At 34.6% G+C, this 16,549-nt stretch carries 15 protein-coding genes; all 15 read right to left on the bottom strand.

Annotated features, from left to right (window positions below):
* Positions 1–128: 128 nt before the first annotated feature.
* The 15 genes from AB1414_05410 to AB1414_05340 are packed head-to-tail and all read right to left on the bottom strand — an operon-like array spanning position 129 to position 15,852.
* The gene (locus AB1414_05410; protein MEW6606879.1) at positions 129–767 is read right to left on the bottom strand and encodes a flavodoxin family protein; all 639 of its coding nucleotides are present in this window, start codon (positions 765–767) and stop codon (positions 129–131) included.
* Entirely contained in the window at positions 768–1,940 is a 1,173-nt protein-coding gene (locus AB1414_05405; GenBank protein ID MEW6606878.1) for a DUF362 domain-containing protein, read from the bottom strand.
* 49 nt (positions 1,941–1,989) lie between these two features.
* Entirely contained in the window at positions 1,990–2,619 is a 630-nt protein-coding gene (locus AB1414_05400) for a hypothetical protein (GenBank protein ID MEW6606877.1), read from the bottom strand.
* Complete coding sequence (locus AB1414_05395; GenBank protein ID MEW6606876.1) at positions 2,616–3,773, bottom strand: radical SAM protein; 1,158 nt, start codon at positions 3,771–3,773, stop codon at positions 2,616–2,618. Before AB1414_05395 ends, AB1414_05400 begins: the two co-directional genes overlap by 4 nt.
* Positions 3,774–3,787: 14 nt before the next feature.
* Positions 3,788–4,819, bottom strand: a complete 1,032-nt coding sequence (locus AB1414_05390; protein MEW6606875.1) for a DUF4872 domain-containing protein — start codon at positions 4,817–4,819, stop codon at positions 3,788–3,790.
* A gap of 9 nt (positions 4,820–4,828) precedes the next feature.
* On the bottom strand, positions 4,829–5,815 hold the full coding sequence (locus AB1414_05385) for a methyltransferase (protein MEW6606874.1): 987 nt from the start codon (positions 5,813–5,815) through the stop codon (positions 4,829–4,831).
* Between the two features lie 16 nt (positions 5,816–5,831).
* Positions 5,832–6,959: a DUF362 domain-containing protein gene (locus AB1414_05380; protein MEW6606873.1), complete on the bottom strand. Its 1,128-nt coding sequence runs from the start codon at positions 6,957–6,959 to the stop codon at positions 5,832–5,834.
* A gap of 12 nt (positions 6,960–6,971) precedes the next feature.
* Positions 6,972–7,703 (bottom strand): PIG-L deacetylase family protein, encoded by a 732-nt coding sequence (locus AB1414_05375; GenBank protein MEW6606872.1) that lies wholly within the window; start codon positions 7,701–7,703, stop codon positions 6,972–6,974.
* Between the two features lie 57 nt (positions 7,704–7,760).
* The gene (locus AB1414_05370; GenBank protein ID MEW6606871.1) at positions 7,761–8,024 is read right to left on the bottom strand and encodes a phosphopantetheine-binding protein; all 264 of its coding nucleotides are present in this window, start codon (positions 8,022–8,024) and stop codon (positions 7,761–7,763) included.
* Positions 8,025–8,072: 48 nt separating this feature from the next.
* Positions 8,073–9,455, bottom strand: a complete 1,383-nt coding sequence (locus AB1414_05365; GenBank protein MEW6606870.1) for a lipid biosynthesis B12-binding/radical SAM protein — start codon at positions 9,453–9,455, stop codon at positions 8,073–8,075.
* The gene (locus AB1414_05360) at positions 9,455–10,387 is read right to left on the bottom strand and encodes a glycosyltransferase (GenBank protein MEW6606869.1); all 933 of its coding nucleotides are present in this window, start codon (positions 10,385–10,387) and stop codon (positions 9,455–9,457) included. Before AB1414_05360 ends, AB1414_05365 begins: the two co-directional genes overlap by 1 nt.
* 1 nt (position 10,388) lies before the next feature.
* Positions 10,389–11,486: a DUF362 domain-containing protein gene (locus AB1414_05355; protein ID MEW6606868.1), complete on the bottom strand. Its 1,098-nt coding sequence runs from the start codon at positions 11,484–11,486 to the stop codon at positions 10,389–10,391.
* A 19-nt stretch (positions 11,487–11,505) separates the two neighbouring features.
* Complete coding sequence (locus AB1414_05350; protein MEW6606867.1) at positions 11,506–13,158, bottom strand: radical SAM protein; 1,653 nt, start codon at positions 13,156–13,158, stop codon at positions 11,506–11,508.
* 12 nt (positions 13,159–13,170) lie between these two features.
* Positions 13,171–13,926 (bottom strand): 2-oxo acid dehydrogenase subunit E2, encoded by a 756-nt coding sequence (locus tag AB1414_05345; protein MEW6606866.1) that lies wholly within the window; start codon positions 13,924–13,926, stop codon positions 13,171–13,173.
* A 36-nt stretch (positions 13,927–13,962) separates the two neighbouring features.
* On the bottom strand, positions 13,963–15,852 hold the full coding sequence (locus AB1414_05340; GenBank protein ID MEW6606865.1) for an aldehyde ferredoxin oxidoreductase family protein: 1,890 nt from the start codon (positions 15,850–15,852) through the stop codon (positions 13,963–13,965).
* Positions 15,853–16,549 lie beyond the last annotated feature (697 nt).

Below are 16,549 nucleotides of genomic sequence, written 5' to 3'. Positions count from 1 at the left end.
ATAAAATTCGACCCTTTCAGGGTCGAGTAGTGCTCACGAGTCTTTTTCCGTAGATTATATCTACGGTTATGTGAAATTTAACACTTTCAGTGTTAAAAGGAAAAAAATGGAAGCTGAATAGTTACTTTTTATGTTCGACCTTTTTTACTTTTTTCTTTTCTCTTTATTAAAGTTTTAGCAACTAAAGAACCAAGTTTTCTTGCTGCTTCTAAATTCTTTGGATTCTTTACTCCACCTTTTGCATCTACACTGAAAACCTTGTTGTTTATTCTTGGCTGGTAAAATCTAAGCAACCAGGCGTATTTTCTAAGCGGCTTTAAAACCCAATTGGTGGAGCTATCAAACGATGTGCCAATTATACTGAATGGCTTGCCAGATAATGGCCAGACAAAATCCTCATCAACCTCGCTTGATGAATACACAATCATCATCAACCTTTCTATTAGGGCAACAAACTTTGAAGGGATAGGGGTATAAAGAGGAATGCAAACAATTATTCCATCTGCCTCCACCATCTTTTGAAAAACCTCTTCAAAATCATCATCCTTGATTATACATTTATGAGGCTTTTGGGCACAACCATAATATGTGACTTTTTCTACACCAGAATAACAAGCCAGGCAAGGTTCTATCTTGCAATCCGCTAATTGTAATATTTCTATCTCTATAGACTTATCTTCTTCCTTTGTCCTTTCAAGAGCAGATTTAAGAAGAAGGAAAGAATTCCCCTCCTTTCTCTGTGAACCATTTATACCGAGAACTTTCATTTATTTTCCCTCCTTATATTTTTTGACATTTGTCAAAAGCTCTGAAGCCATTTCCTGAGTAATTAAGGAAGACTTTCCAACTAATCTTGGTATCTCAAAAGTTATCGCTCCTTCAGGACAGAGTTCAAAACAGCAGAAGCAAAGAATACATTTTTCAGGGTCAAACACAGGGTAAGGCTTTAGTTTTATTGCTTTTGCCGGACACTGATCCATACAGAGATTACAACCTTTACACTTTGTTTTATCTACCGACATCTTTGACAAAAAGAAATTTTTAAACCTCTCTCGTATCTCATCTCTTATTATAGGAACTTTTTCAAAATCAACTTTTACTTTATCAATTTGTTCTCCTAAAATTTCTATTTGATCTAACTTTCCATTTCCCAATCTTCTCATCTCGGCATCTTTTGTAGTAGGGATATCCATTGGATCGTATCCAATGATTGCAGAAGAAACCGCATCAAGGGCTACTGAGTCTTTTGATGAAATAATTACTCCTACTTTTTTAATTTGACCATGACTTGGACCAAGTCCCTCCATAGCCCATATCCCATCCATTATTGCTAAGTCAGGTTTTCTAACACTAAAAACATCAACTATAGCTTCAGAGAATGGTATAACTTTAATAAAACTTTTATGAATGTTTATTCTTGACTCTTTCTCTAACGCTCCAAACATATTCTTAATTGCTCCTGTATAATATGTAAGAATATGCGTCTTTAATTTTGGAATCGAGATAACAACATCTGCATTCAGAACATCTTTAGAGAAGTAGATTTCTTTAATCTGTTTTCCTTTAGGAATCTTTACCTTTTTAAAACCATTCTTATTAAATGCTGTTATTTCTATCCCCTCTTTATGAGCAATCTTTGCATGCCCACTTATTTCAAAGGTCTCCTCAGTTATCCGTTCTATAATTGGACTATCACCAAATATTGGGATACCACCTACCTCTCTTACCAATTGAATCATTGCTTTGATAATCGATGGATGCGTTGTAGATGCTTGTTCTGGAGGGCTTGGTGCTCCTATATTCCCCTTTAGTAATACCCTATTCCCTCTTTTAACTATACCTTCCAATCCTCCTATTGATTCCAAAGATACTCTTATTGTATTTTTTACTCTTTCAAAATCATAATCTTTACATTTTGCTATTGATACTTTAGACTTCATTAAAGATTACTCCTGGATAAAAAATGATTGTTAAATACACTCATTTAGACTAAAACCCAATTTTAAACCGCATAGATATAGGAAGACCTTCGCCTCTTCTATCTTTGGTCTCAAGACCAAAAATTAGAATGGTAGAAAGCTCAAAATGGATGTCTTTAATTACCTTATACCGTAACCCCATATCTATCAAAAGGAGTAATTGGTGCGGTACATCTCCAGCGGTTGGATATCCTACCCCTAAGCCAAATCCCCCTTTAAACCTATCGGTATAATCATAGTTTCTTATAATAGATAATGCCCATGCATCTACATCTGTAGGTTTAGCTCTTATGAAACCAAGACGTGCAGATGAGGCAGAGTATCTCTTTCCTCTTTTAATTAACCCATCCTCTTCTAAGAACTGATAAATAACTCCACCTGCTAAGGCCGTATCATCGTGGTCGAAAGGATGCGCATCATCATAAGAAATTAAAACTCCGATCTTTTCACTCACCCCATACTCTATGTAATTGTCCAATGCATCTGTCCCTTTGAACCCCATAAAGTTAAATACAACACCTGTTCCTACAGTCAACTTTCCTTTCTTTATTTCAGCATTGGGATAAGGAAAAGCAAAGACCCCCGAAGTAGTAATTGAAAATAGCAGCATTATTAACCCACAAGTTAGTGTCTTTCTCATTTTTTGCCCCCTCTTTCTATAGTTATTTCTTTTAATCTCTCTAATTTCTTCTTGATTTCTTCTTTGGCATATAATGGCATTTCACATAATACTTCGAGTGGTATTTCACCTTGAAAATATAAATTTATCACATCCCACGGAGTAAAGCACTGTTTACAGAAAGGAGTAGAAGGTTCATCCGTAAGCATAAGATTATATATTTTCTCTTTACCAATCTTATCAAACACAGGTTCAGGTTTCTCATTTAAGATATTCCCTAAGATTACAGTCCACATATTCACACAGGGAGTTATAATCCCATCATCAAACAATTGAAACATACATAGAGGAAGGCTACATTTTAATACCCTTTTTCTTCTTATTAAATATTCGAGTAAGCTTGATAAGTATATCAGAGGAGGCAAGACCCCTTGATAAAGGGTGTAATTTTCAATAAGTTTTTCTATACCTTTTAATTGTTCGGGTAAAGGGAAATATTTTGACTTTGCTGTTCCCCGAACTGGATAAGGGAGAAGGATTAATTTGCCCTCATAGCGAAGAAGGTACTCCACAAATTTATCCAAATTTTCTGTATTTTTATTTGTCAAGACACAATTGATTTCCACCGGTATTTTGTATTCTATTAACAAATCAAGGTTTTTCATTAATTTATCCTGGAGAGTTTGAGTTTTTACCCGATATGAGTTCATTTCAAGGGTATGCCCATCAATGGTAAATTGCACATTCATACTTGGAATATCTGCCAATCTCTTAACTATTTCACGGTTTAATAGAGTTCCATTTGTCAAGACTTGTACATTTGAGTAATGAGTATGTCTATCTTCTAATAATCCAATTATATTCTTAATTAAAAATACCTCTCCTCCACTAATCTTTAGAATAGATGTATGGGTGTAATCCTCCATTATATTTAATACCTTGTCGATACGGATCTTTAAGGGAGTGCCGGGTTGATAAAGTAACGGTTCCTTTATCTTTTTGGGATCAAATCGGACAATTCCATTTGTTCTTTTCACCGAACGGTCTTCCTTTATCGAGCTATCCCCTATTAGACAATATTCACATCGGGAGTTACAGATATCTTCTCGAATTACAAAATCATTTACCAGTAATGGAATCTTCTTATTATCTATTTGTTTTCCTTGTATAACCATTTTTACCTCTTCCACTAAATTACTATGTTCCTCAAGGCAGCAAACAGTCTTTCTTCTTTATCTGCAATCTTTAGCAGTCGTGCTTGTATCCTTGGTATGACATCATATGCTCCTGCACCCCATTTAAAGAACAAATTTCCTATTATTTCCCATGCCTTTGAAATCTCCTTAAATTCTCTACCTATTTTATACAGCTCCTTATTATTAATAATATCGCTCGCTTCAAATAAAAACTCCGAGAATAAAGATCTACTTATTGTTGGACCGCCAGGTCTATTTATTTGAACATACATATTCTCTATATTAGCATATAACTCCTCTTCCCCCCATTTCTTCACCCATTCTCCTACATCCCCTGCAAAGGTTCTAATACCTGTAATTCCATAAAATCGAGTTTCATTACTCTCTTCATCCAACATCATTTTCACACTCTGGTTAATACCATTTTTTATTGGTTCTATTAAAGATGGAAGTTCCGAGGGGAATTCAAATTCATACCACATATTATTATTCTTTATACCATTGACTTCAGAATTCCTTGCTTTCTTAAAATTCTCAATTGAGTTTGTCCTCTTTTCAATATCATATAGAAGTACCACCCCTTCTTTTTCGTCAAACCCAATCAGGTCTGCCACTCGTAGATAATGTATCTTATTAAAGTAGAAGTGATATTCTAAGTAAAAATCGTCAACACATAACAATAGTGGAATATTTTTGTTTAGACTTTCTTTTGCTAATATCCAAGCCTCTTCATCATCGTATATTGTTCTTTCTTTGAGTCTTATATTTAAAGCATTACATAGATTTTTCAGAATTATATCATGATTTCCGATTCTTCCGTAGAGAATTTCTTTTGATTCAAGGCTTTCACGAGTATAAAAGAATCCTAAATAACCAGAGAGTCCACAATACATAGCCTCACTAAGTTTGTAACCATAATATTCAAAAAGACTTTTAGTATTGCAAAGGGCACAAAAAGTCCCCTTTTCCGTATTAAAATTGCTTATTATCTTTTTATACTTACCTTTCTTCTCACATACTTCCATGCTTTTAAATTACTCCTTCTTACCAATTACTGCTGAAGTTGGTAAATAGGGAAGTCTTTTAAAAATAACTTCGGTAAAACCTATTTCCTTAAACATTTCTGTAATTTCCTTTCTTGAAAAGTTGAACACCAATCCCATAGTCAACCAATCTATAGTGAGTTCTGCGACTACAAAAGGTTTGGTTTTCTCTTCGTCTTCTAAGAAGAAATCATGCAATATAAACACTCCTCCATTATTCAAAGCCTCATAAGCCTTCTTAACTGTATTTTTATTCTGTTCTGGATTGAAGAAATGCATCACATTAGATAATATCACACAATCATAATCTTTACCAATATCATCTTTGGTGAAATCTCCTCCTAATACATCAATATTCTGTTCCATACGGTGCTTTGCTATATTTTTCTTTGCAATCTCAACAATCCCTGGAAAATCAAATACAATAGCTTTTATCATTGGGTTTATTTTACAGAATGTTATGGCAAAAGTTCCTGGTCCTCCGCCTAAATCTAATAACTTTTTCTTACCTTCTAATTTGGCAAGACGAGCAAGAAACATAGAGGAATATCCTGCAATAGAATCCATTGCCTTCATATATATTTCGTCTATTTCGGGATCTATTCCTGCCTGTAGTTCCTCTACTTCTCCCTTAATCCCTTTTAATAGATTAGTAGTAGTGATCTTTGTATCAAGATGTCGTTCAAATCTTATTAAATCGCCCAAATAACCCGATGACCCTCTTACCAGAAATTTTTCTGATATAGATGTGTTAGAATATCTTCCTTTTTCCCTATTTAAAAGTCCTATTGTTACCAAAAAATCTAATAGAACAATTGTAGCTCTTGGAACTGTATTTAATTTATTAGCAATCTCTTCACCTCTTAGTGGTTTCTTATTCAGTAGTGTAAATACATCCAATTCATTAGCAGCAAAAAGAGCTTCTGAAGTTTTATATGCATACATTAACTCAAGTATTTTTGTCGGATCAGCAAACATTTTTTCTTTTTCTCCTTTATTGCCAATCTTTGCCTATGAAATATCCCAACCAATTTTGTTTAAGAATTATAGCACTTTCAGGACAGAGTTCATGGCAGCAATAACATAAAATACATTTATCTTCCTCAATTATTGGCATTTCACTCATTTTAATTGCATTTACAGGACATGCCTTAACACACACACCACATCTTTTACACCATTGGATGTTTAAAGTAGGCTTTGCTTTTACTCTGTTCCACACCCAACTCTGTAGAAATCCAGGGAGATGCTCAAAAAATCCTGTAGGGTGCTTAAAAGGTACTTTTGCTTCTCTTACTCCTACTTCTTCTATAGATTCTATATTAGGAAAGAGCCCTCTCTGAATAGCTTCCATTATATACATTATTTGCCACGGTTCATAGCCTATTATTTTCGAAGCAACAATATCCAGGGCAATACAACTTGTACTTGCAAGAATCAATCCAACTTGTCTAAGGTTTCCACCATAGCAATCTCCTTCCATTCCTATTACGCCATCCATTATTGCAAGACCTGGATTCACGGCTTGATAAATATCTATTAGAAATTCTGAGAATCTTTTCTCTGTATTTGCAATAGCGTGTCCTTGTGCTTTTCCAGCTCCCGGGATTACACCATAGAAATTTTTTATCGCTCCAGTAAATTTTACTAATGCATGAGACTTTAACTTTGGTACCGAAATTACTAAGTCTGCTTCTGTAATAGGCTTAGCAATAAAAAAGTTTTTTAATCTATTATTTTGTAGATTATTTATTTCTATAACTTCAGTTTTATCACAATTAATTATCGTGGCACCATATCTTTCCGCTACTTGCTGTATTCCACAAATCTTTAAAGCCTCTGATGTTCCTCCAAATGTAGCACTTCCACTTGAGCCACCAATCCAAATTTCGGCTCCTAAATCTCTCAATAACTCACATACAGCACTTACTACTTTTGGATGAGTAGTAACTCCTTCTTCTGGTTTTTTAGGTTGAAGGAGATTTACCACCAATAAAACCTTATCTCCACGCCTAACTAATTCATCAATCCCACCAATAAGATTAAGAGCCTCCTTAACTGCCTGATTTACTTTCTCTTGGTCATAATCAGAACATTTAACAACAGATACTTTGATTTTCAATTTTTTCTCTCATTATTTGAGTTTATTATTCTTACCATTAAAGGTTTTATTAAAAAGATACCGATACTCCTCTATCTCACAGGAAAAGAATGCCTCTGCATATCGATAGCTTTTTAACCGAATTCTTCTCGCGCGAAAGGCATTCAGATTTTCTGCTATCTCAGCTATATTAAAGAGTTCGATCTGTGTTTTATAACATTCTAATGCCTCCAATTTTTTATCCATCTGTTTTGTAATATTCACCAGATAATTGGGTATTAAAGGAGTCCACACTTCATAAGCACAGACCTTGAATCTATAAGTAATTTTAGAACAAGCCTCAAGAAATATCTTATTTGTTGCCCAATGATCCTCATGCTCATCAACAAAATAAGGTAAATAGACCACATCAGGAGTAATAGTAGCGATCAATTCTCTCATTCTCATTATAGACTCTTCATTCGAGCATAACTCTCCATCTTTATAATTCCAAAAGATAATATTTTGTATTCCTAAAATTACAGCCGCTTTCTTTGCCTCCTCTTTTCGCTGCTTTACTATTTTCTCTTCACTTATTCGCCTTCTATATCTACCCTGGCATCCATCGGTTAAAAAGACTACGGTAATTTTCTCTCCAGCAAGATAATGTTGATAAAGAACTCCACCACATCCAATACTCTCATCATCAGGATGTGGAGCTAATACAAGAACCCTTTCGCTATCTGGTTTTTTAGCAAAGCTCAAATAATTTGCTTTGCTTTGCAATATCTCCCTTCCTTTAAAAGCAGTAACAATGTCCATATTAATATCTTATAAATAGTATCAATTACTTTCCTTTTGTTTTACTATATAATTAGCTAAGGAACCAATTGAGTTAACCAATTCTGCATTTAGATCATCATCATTTATCTCCATGTCAAACTCTTTTTCAATATGTATAAGCAACTCTAACACATCTACCGAGTTCACTCCTAATTTTTCTAACATGTCTTCCTTATCAGGAATTTCCTCTGGTTTCATATCCAACTTCCATACTTTAACCATTAAATCCCGTAGTTGGTTTTCAACAATTAAGCTATCCTCCATTCTCTTTCCCTCCTATGATAAATAAAATTTGGACTATACCTAACCTATCTAAGATTGAACCTCAGCTTTTCCCTTTAATTCCCATAAGGGGCCTTTAATCCCCATCTTGCGCATCCTTTTAAGTATCTCTACTGGAATCTCCTCTCCCAGTCCCTCATAGATAAAATTTGGGTGGTTTGGGATAAATTCCCGGATAACTTTTACTAAGTTATCTTTTAACTCTCTTGAGATATAAAATTTTGGAGGCAAGTAATTTTCTAAATCATACCCTTCAGCAACTGCTATCTTCTCTATTTCTGTTCCAGGATAAATTCTAACCCCACTTTGGGCAATTATCGCAGTGGGAGAGATATCTTCCATAACATCAAAGGTCTCTTTCAGAGACTCCCTATTTTCTCCAGGACCACCTATTAAGAGATAACAGCAGACATTTAATCCCGCTTTTTTGCATATAGAGGAAGCCTTGATTACTTCCTTGACAAAAAATCCTTTCTTTAAATTCTCAAGTATTCTTTCTGAAGCAGAATCGATGCCAAATTCGACCCCCGAACATCCTGACTCCACCAAAAGAGCCGCTAACTCTTTAGTTATAAATTTAGGATGAAAAAATGCTGTCCACTTTATCTTTAGTCCTTTTTTAATTATTTCCTCACAAATTTCCATGGCATGATCAATAGGAAAATTAAAGATGCTGTCTATAAAGTAAAAATAATCTATCCCATATCTTTTATTAAGCATTTCAATCTCAGTCGCCACAGAGCGGGGACTACGCAATCTTATCTTTTCTCCTTCTATTATCGGATAAGTACAATATATACATTTAAAACCACAGCCTCTTTTAGTCTGAACATTGGTAATACTACCTTCTGCCATATATCTTTTAACATCCAAAAGGTCTCGATCCGGGAATAACTTATCCACCCTGTTTTTTGTGTAATCCACCTTATTTTCTATATAAGTATCATCTTCAAAATAAACTATTCCTTTTGTATCCCTAATGTCTCTTTTTTGGTCTATTTTTTCTACTATTTTATATAAGGTGTCTTCCCCTTCTCCTACCACACCGATATTCAGCCCCAAATATTGTAAAACCTCTTTAGGCATAACAGACAATCCCGATCCTCCCACAATTAAATAAGCATCTGTATTCTCCTTACAAAAATCAACTATCTTCTTTATCCCAGGAAGATAATATTTTGTATTTGGGAAAGAAGTGTTGTCAATATTTCTTATAGAAAATCCAATAAGTTGAGGGCTGAATCCTTCTAAATTTACCAAAAGCTCTTTTTGAAAATCTTCTACAAAACATAAATCCACTATTCTTACTTCATGTCCTTTTGCTCTTAATGCCGCAGCTATGTATGCTGCTCCAAGAGGTTGAACTGGATAGGGATGTTTCTCCTGATTAACGGCTATTAACAGTATTTTCATTATTGAATACACCCTCTTTTCTCTTTTAATACCATTTCACTATACTCTTCAATGGTTTTAATCTTCTTCTCAAAATAATCCCACAACAACTTAACCTCAATACACTTATGCTTTCTATAGAAGAGTTCATGCGTCTTTTTATGAATACGCATAAAATCTTCACGATAATGAGCTATATGATAATTGGCTGCCTTTTTCTCTAACACAAATTTACATCCATACTTATATAGACGATATCCCAATTCTAAATCTTCTCCTCCCCATGTCTTTCCAATCTCTTCATCAAAACATCCTACCTGAATTAAATGGCATTTTCTCACCGATATATTTCCTCCAGTACAGCCTATCCAGGGACTAACACAGTTTGTTCCATTACCTGAAAGCATTTGATGAATTCCTATCTCAAATCGAGTAAGTTTCTTATTCGTCTCTCTTATCTTCTCAAAGTTATTAAGAACATCCTCTTCAGAGATGCACATCTTTCTTAAACCAGAAGTTACTTCTTGTTTATCCTTAAATTCATCAAGCAATATTCCCTTTGTCGGATCCTTGAAAAATTTCAAAAATGGCATCGTATATATAGTACCATGAACAACTAATTTGTCTTCATCTTTATGATGTTTTACATGTTCTTCGATGAATTCCGGAGATAGAATTAAGTCATCATCGGTAAATATTATTATTTCACCTTTAGCGTATGTTATCCCCAAATTCCTGGCTACGGAACGTCCTTGATTCTGCTGTCTCAGATAATTTATCTTATACGGTAAGATTAACGAGCTTACCATATCTTCTGTCCCATCGGTCGAGCCATCATCTATTAACACGACTTCAAATTCTTTCCTTGGATAGCTCTGATTTATGAACGAGGTTAAAGCCAATCTTAATCTTTCTTTTTTATTATAGGTTGGGATTATAACACTAACTTCCATTTTAACTGCTCTTTCCTATCATACTTTTTTCATCAAACATCATCGCTCCTTCAGGACAGAGTTCAAAACAGCAATAACAATAGACACAAATTTTTCGATCAATCGTTGGATAAGGTGCCAGTCTAATTGCTTCAACTGGACAATGCTCAACACATACCTCACACTTTTTACACTTCTTGTTATTTACTACTAAATGTCCAAGGGCAAGTCTCATGAATCGCTTTTTATCTCTACCACTTAGAATAGGAACCCTTTTAAAATCAACTTTCACCTCATTAATCTGACTACCTAATATCTCTATCTCTTCTAACCTTCCATTCCCCAGCCCTCTCATATAAGCATCTTTTGTAGTAGGAATATCCATTGGGTCATATCCAATAATTGCAGAAGAAACCGCATCAAGGGCTACTGAGTCCGTTGATGATATAATTATCCCTCCCTCTTTAACTTGACCATGAGTAGGGCCAACTCCTTCCATACCAACTATCCCGTCCATTACTGCTAAATCAGGCTTTCTGATGGTAAATATATCGACTAATGCCTTAGAGAAAAGTTCGGCATCGTCAATTCTATGAGTTTTCTTCCTTGAATCTGCCAATAAAGCCCCAAACATGTTTTTAATAGCACCTGTATAATATACAAAAACATGAGTTTTTAATTTTGGCATCGAAATGACAATATCTGCTTCTAAGACATCTTTAGAAAAGTGTGTTTCCTTCAATTGTTCTCCTGTTGGAATCTTTGCCATTTCAAAACCATTTTTGTCAAATAGAATTACCTCTATCCCTTCTTCATCAGCAACCTTTACAATCCCAGAGATTTCAAATGCAGGAAGTATCGTACCTGGACCATCTCCGACTACTGGAATCCCACCCACCTCTTTTACTAATTGAATCATTGCTTTGATAACTACAGGATGCGTTGTTGCTCCTTGTTCTGGTGGAAAGGGTCCAGCTATATTTGGTTTTAATAGTACCTTACTTCCTTTTTTAACAATACTTCCTAATCCACCTATTAATTCCAGAGATTCTTGTATTGTCTTTTTTACCTCTTCAAAATCATATCCATTGCATCTCACTACTGCTACTTTTGATTTCACAACACCCTCCACTTAAAACTCAGCCAGCAATGACCCCGGGTTCTCCTTCTATCTTCGAGAGGTCAACGCCTCTCTTTTTTGCCTTAAATCCAAACCTTAACTGAGCAGTTTTTATCTCTTCGATTTTCTTTTTAAGAAATGGCCGTACATGTGTTCTTTTATACTCTTCAAATCTATCACTATTCCACCTGTATTCAGCCAATTCCAACGCCTTCATAAAAAACTCATAGTTATTTTCATCTATCTCTTTTTTGATCAGTTGAATCTTATCCTCAAACTCTTCAAAGTCATTTTTGATCCGAACATCATCTCCAAATTTCCTTCTTACTCGGTAGATAAAAGTATAGATCACTATTTCAAATATCTCCCAATCCATTACTTCCTGATAGTCTTTCAATATCCTGCCCATCTCTCTTGCGAAAGTCCCAACCTTCGGATTTACATATTCATATGCATACAAATTACCAGACTTATAATTATAATTAGATAATAAACCATCCTTTTTTAGTCTCTCTTTAATTGCTGCGCCAGAATAGAGTTCTAATCGTGTACAATATCGTCTCAGATTATATCCTATCTTTCCTCTTAAAAAATTCGCGTTATCCCTCAAGTCAGAAAATGTGCTATAAGGATGAAAATTAATAAACCCATACGATGTAAAAATCTTATGTCGATTTAATAGCTCAATAACTCGTAAATTATCTTCCACCGTAGCTCGTTTGTTAAATAATCTAAGCCCATTTTGATTTCCCGCCTCAAATCCAATAAGGACTTTCTCAAGTCCAGCCTTAACCAACAATTCTAATAGTTCATCGTCTTCTTCACTCCAATTTTCAGCCCGAAATCTGACTGTAAAATAGATATCTAAGTTTCTCTGAATTATTTCTTCACATATTTCTTTTATTCTTTTCTTTCCTAAGCCTCCAGGATCCTCAATAGTATCATCTACAAAGTCAAAAGTATGAATATTATATTTTTCTACCAGATAACTTATCTCACTCACAAAATCTTTAGGAGAACGCCCCCTCCATGGAGGACCTTTTTGAATCCTTTTAAAAGATGGATTGCCACAAAAGGCACAGTTACCTAAACACCCTCTACTACCGAGTACTCTTAAATACGGAAGCTTAAGTTTATGCTCTTCAAGTTCATCTCTGACAGGAAACGGGAGTATATCTAAGTTCTTAATTAATGGACGTCTGTCATTTTTGTAAATTTTATCTCTCTTTCTATAAAAAACTCCCAGACAACCATTAAGGTCTAAACCATTCTCTAATCGCTCTGTTAGTTCAACGATTGTTTCTTCTCCCTCTCCTATAACGATAGAGTCAATAGATTCACATTCTTCTAAGATATTTTCGGCTTCTATCGTAGCAACATGCCCCCCTAAGGTAATGTGTGTCTCAGGCATAAACTCTTTTATTTTTTTGCTAAATTTGATAACCCTTCCGATATTAAATGTAACTGTTGTAAATCCAACCAAATTAGGCTGAAATTGCAATATTTCATTTAATTTTTCTTCTTCATCATGTATATCAACCTCAATTATTTTCACTTTATACCCTTCTTTCCTTAAAACTGCTGTTAAATAGCTGACCCCTAAGTGCTCCGAAGATACTACTAAATCCCCACCCAATAACACTGGGAAAATTATCTTATAATCTCTTATCATTTCTCTTCTCTTTTATTTCTTGAGTTCAACATTTTCAAGAACTTGCTTAATCCTTCGCAAAAACCGAGCTCCTACGACTCCGCTGGCTAAACGGTGATCACAAGCTGCATATAAAGTAGACATAGGACGAATTACTATTTCATCCTTCACAACTACAGGTCTTTTAGTAATTCTACTTATTACTAATACTACACCTTGTCCTGGTGGGAGAAAAGGCATGTGGATATCAACACCATATAGCCCAAAGATATTCAATATAAAAGTTGGTTTACCTCTCATGGCTGAAGCAATCTTTTGAAGTCTCTTGGCAACTTTATCATCTTGCTGTGATAAAGAAGCTAAACCCCATGAGTCCTTTTTCACTTTCTTGCTCAGATTGTGTATCATAGAAACAAGTTCTTCCAATGTCTTTTTATTTGCCTCTCGAATCACTACTACCGGACCTGCTTCACCCTTAACTCCGGCACTCATCACTAATCCTATATTAATATCCGGATTAACATGAATTTGATTATCCTTTATGGTAGCATTTGCAAGTGGGAATTCTTCTATAATTTGTGCCACTACCTGCACAAAAATAGGAGCAAAGGTTAAACGAAGATTGATCTTTTGCTCTATTTCAGATTGCATTTTTTTTCGCCATTCTATAATCTTTGACATATCCACATCTATTTTACCGCCTACCTGAGGAACAATTTCCCCCGGGGAAAAAGTCTCAGAATCAATCTGTGCCCATCCAGTTAACGGTATAATTTTTTCTTCTGACATAACTGCTTTCCTTTTATCTATATAGTCACTAAAGCGTTAAACTTCTACGGAGCATATTTTATCTAATATTTTATCTAAATGTAATCGTTTTAAGGTGTCTTTTGTAGGAGTTCCTGTCCTTTTATCCCATCCATGAAGTTGATAATATTCATCTAACATGTTATTGAAAGATTGCGTATTAATCCTTTTACCTCTATTTTTTCCTAAAGGCATCGGTTGAAAATATCGAGATGGTAAATTATCATGTTCTCTTCTGATCCCCTCCCGAACTAAGAACATCCTTTCGATATTTGTTATTCTTTCCCCAATTTCAAAGAGTTCTTTTTCTAACATTCTTATCCCTGTTCCATAATAGATTAATTTACTAAATTCTTCAAATCCTAATAAATCAGGACTAAAATATTTCGTGATAAATTTACATATTCCTAATGAATCGACCACAGCATATAGATTTTCAGACCACCAAACTATTCGAGCTTTTCCTTTATATGAATCAGGGTCACTTGAAACCTCATCTCCATAGATTTCCCTAAGTTTATCCTCTGAAAGTCTTAAAAACTCAAATGTAGGACGACTCCTTAAATGATCTGCTCCTCGTGTAGATGTAGCAACTCCTAATGCTGACCCTTTATGTCCTCTAATGTCAACCGGATCTGATTGAGGAAGATTCTTGACCCATATTAAGTATTTTCCAGAATCCCTTCCTATTTTTTCAGCAGCATTCTTTGCGCCATTAGCAAGAATATCCCCAAATCCTTTTCTTGTAGCAATTTGGTGAATCAATTCAATAATAGTTGTCTCATCTCCCCATTCTAATTTTAAGTTACCTGTATCTTTCTCATCTATAATGCCCTTTTTAAAAAGTTCAATCGCCCAAGCAATAATATTACCCGTAGAACTCGCATCCAGCCCATATCTATTCAATAAATCATTAATAACAAGAATAGTCTCAAGATTTTTAATTCCACAAACAGGCCCAAAAGCACCTAACATACCATAGTCCGGTCCTTCTCCATACAGACCTTTAAATTGTCCTTCTTTTAGTAAATATCCATGCCGGCAACAAACCGAGCATGAGAAACAGGTTCTTTTACCAATGTAATACTTTTCTAAATTAAATGATGATAGATTAGCTCCTTCAGAAAAGATATTAAATTGACCATTAAATGTCCGCACAATTCCAAACAATTTATTATGGAGATCAAATAAATATGGTGTCCCATACTTATTTAGTACACCTCTTATTTTTGAACTTGCAATTTTAGAATTGAGGCTGTTACTATATTCTTTAAACTTATCTGCATATTTAATGGGAACCTCTGTAGTACCTTTTGCAACAATTGCCTTAACTCTTTTAGAACCCATCAAACAACCCATACCAGTTCTTGCCGCAGTATTTTTCCAGCCAGACCTAACACATGCAAAACGAACTAAGTTTTCGCCAGCTTGCCCAATACATAGGGATTGAATAGAATCCCCATGTTCCCTTTTGAGAATCTCTGTTGTTTCAATAGTATCCTTTCCCCAAATTGAGCTTGCATCATTAATCGTAATACTTCCATTTTCTATTAAGATATAAACAGGGTTTTCTGCTTGACCACTAATTACCAAATGATCATAACCTGTCTTTCTCAATTCGGCTGCAAAATAACCACCGATATTTGAATCTCCTATTAATCCTGTTTCAGGTGACTTACCAGAGATTGAACATCTGCTTGTAGATGGTCCTTTAACACCTGTAAGAAGCCCAACACCAACTATTAATATATTTTCAGGAGATAAAGGATTAATACCTGGCAAAGTATGTGTATATAGAAGATACATATTAATCCCTCGACCACCTATAAATTGTCTTTGCAATTCATGGGGTATTGTCTCCACCTGTACCTTTAAATTAGATAAATCAATATATGCTATTTTCCCCATAAAACTTAGTTATCTCCTCAAATCGGTGGTGTTTTCACATAACTAACCACGTCTTAATCGGATAGATCACCTCTTCTTGAATTAAAGAGCCCATACATGCTCGGTTAATTCTCCTAATTACTCTGATTACACCCCACAAACAGACACAAAAAAAGCAGGCTAAATCTCGCCTGCTGATTATAAAAATCCTTTTTCCTTCTATTTAAAAGTGACTTTCTTAAGTAAGTAAGTATGTAAATAAGTAAGTAAGTAAGTAAGTAAGTAAGTAAGTAAGTAAGTATGTATGTATGTATGTATGTATGTATGTATGTGGGAATTCGTTACTTATGACTTTTTGGCTTGATACATTATACATAATTTCTTCTCCTTCATAAGTATAGTAAATTTATATCATATAATCTTAATTTTGTCAAGTGTTTTTTTAAAAAATTTTTAAATTTTTAATTTTTTTTGAAAACGAGGCGCATAATTCTAATAATCACCTATTGCTTTATTCTTTGGTCTCTGTTTCTTGTCCTTTATTCCCTAAATCCTAATTTCTTTGTCCTTCGGTCTTTGGTCTTCAATCTTTCTACAACACCTTTTCTAATTCCCTCAACACCTCTTTCAAAAAACCAATACCTTCTTCCTCTTCTGTCCATTTTAAAATCAAGCAATTGGTTTTTCTTGGATTTAGTGTTAAATATTCCGGAAAGGT

It is taken from the genome of bacterium, assembly GCA_040755795.1.
Taxonomy (GTDB): domain Bacteria; phylum UBA9089; class CG2-30-40-21; order CG2-30-40-21; family SBAY01; genus JBFLXS01.
Note: the sequence above shows the minus strand (reverse complement) of the source record. Positions and strands in the feature narration are given on the sequence as shown.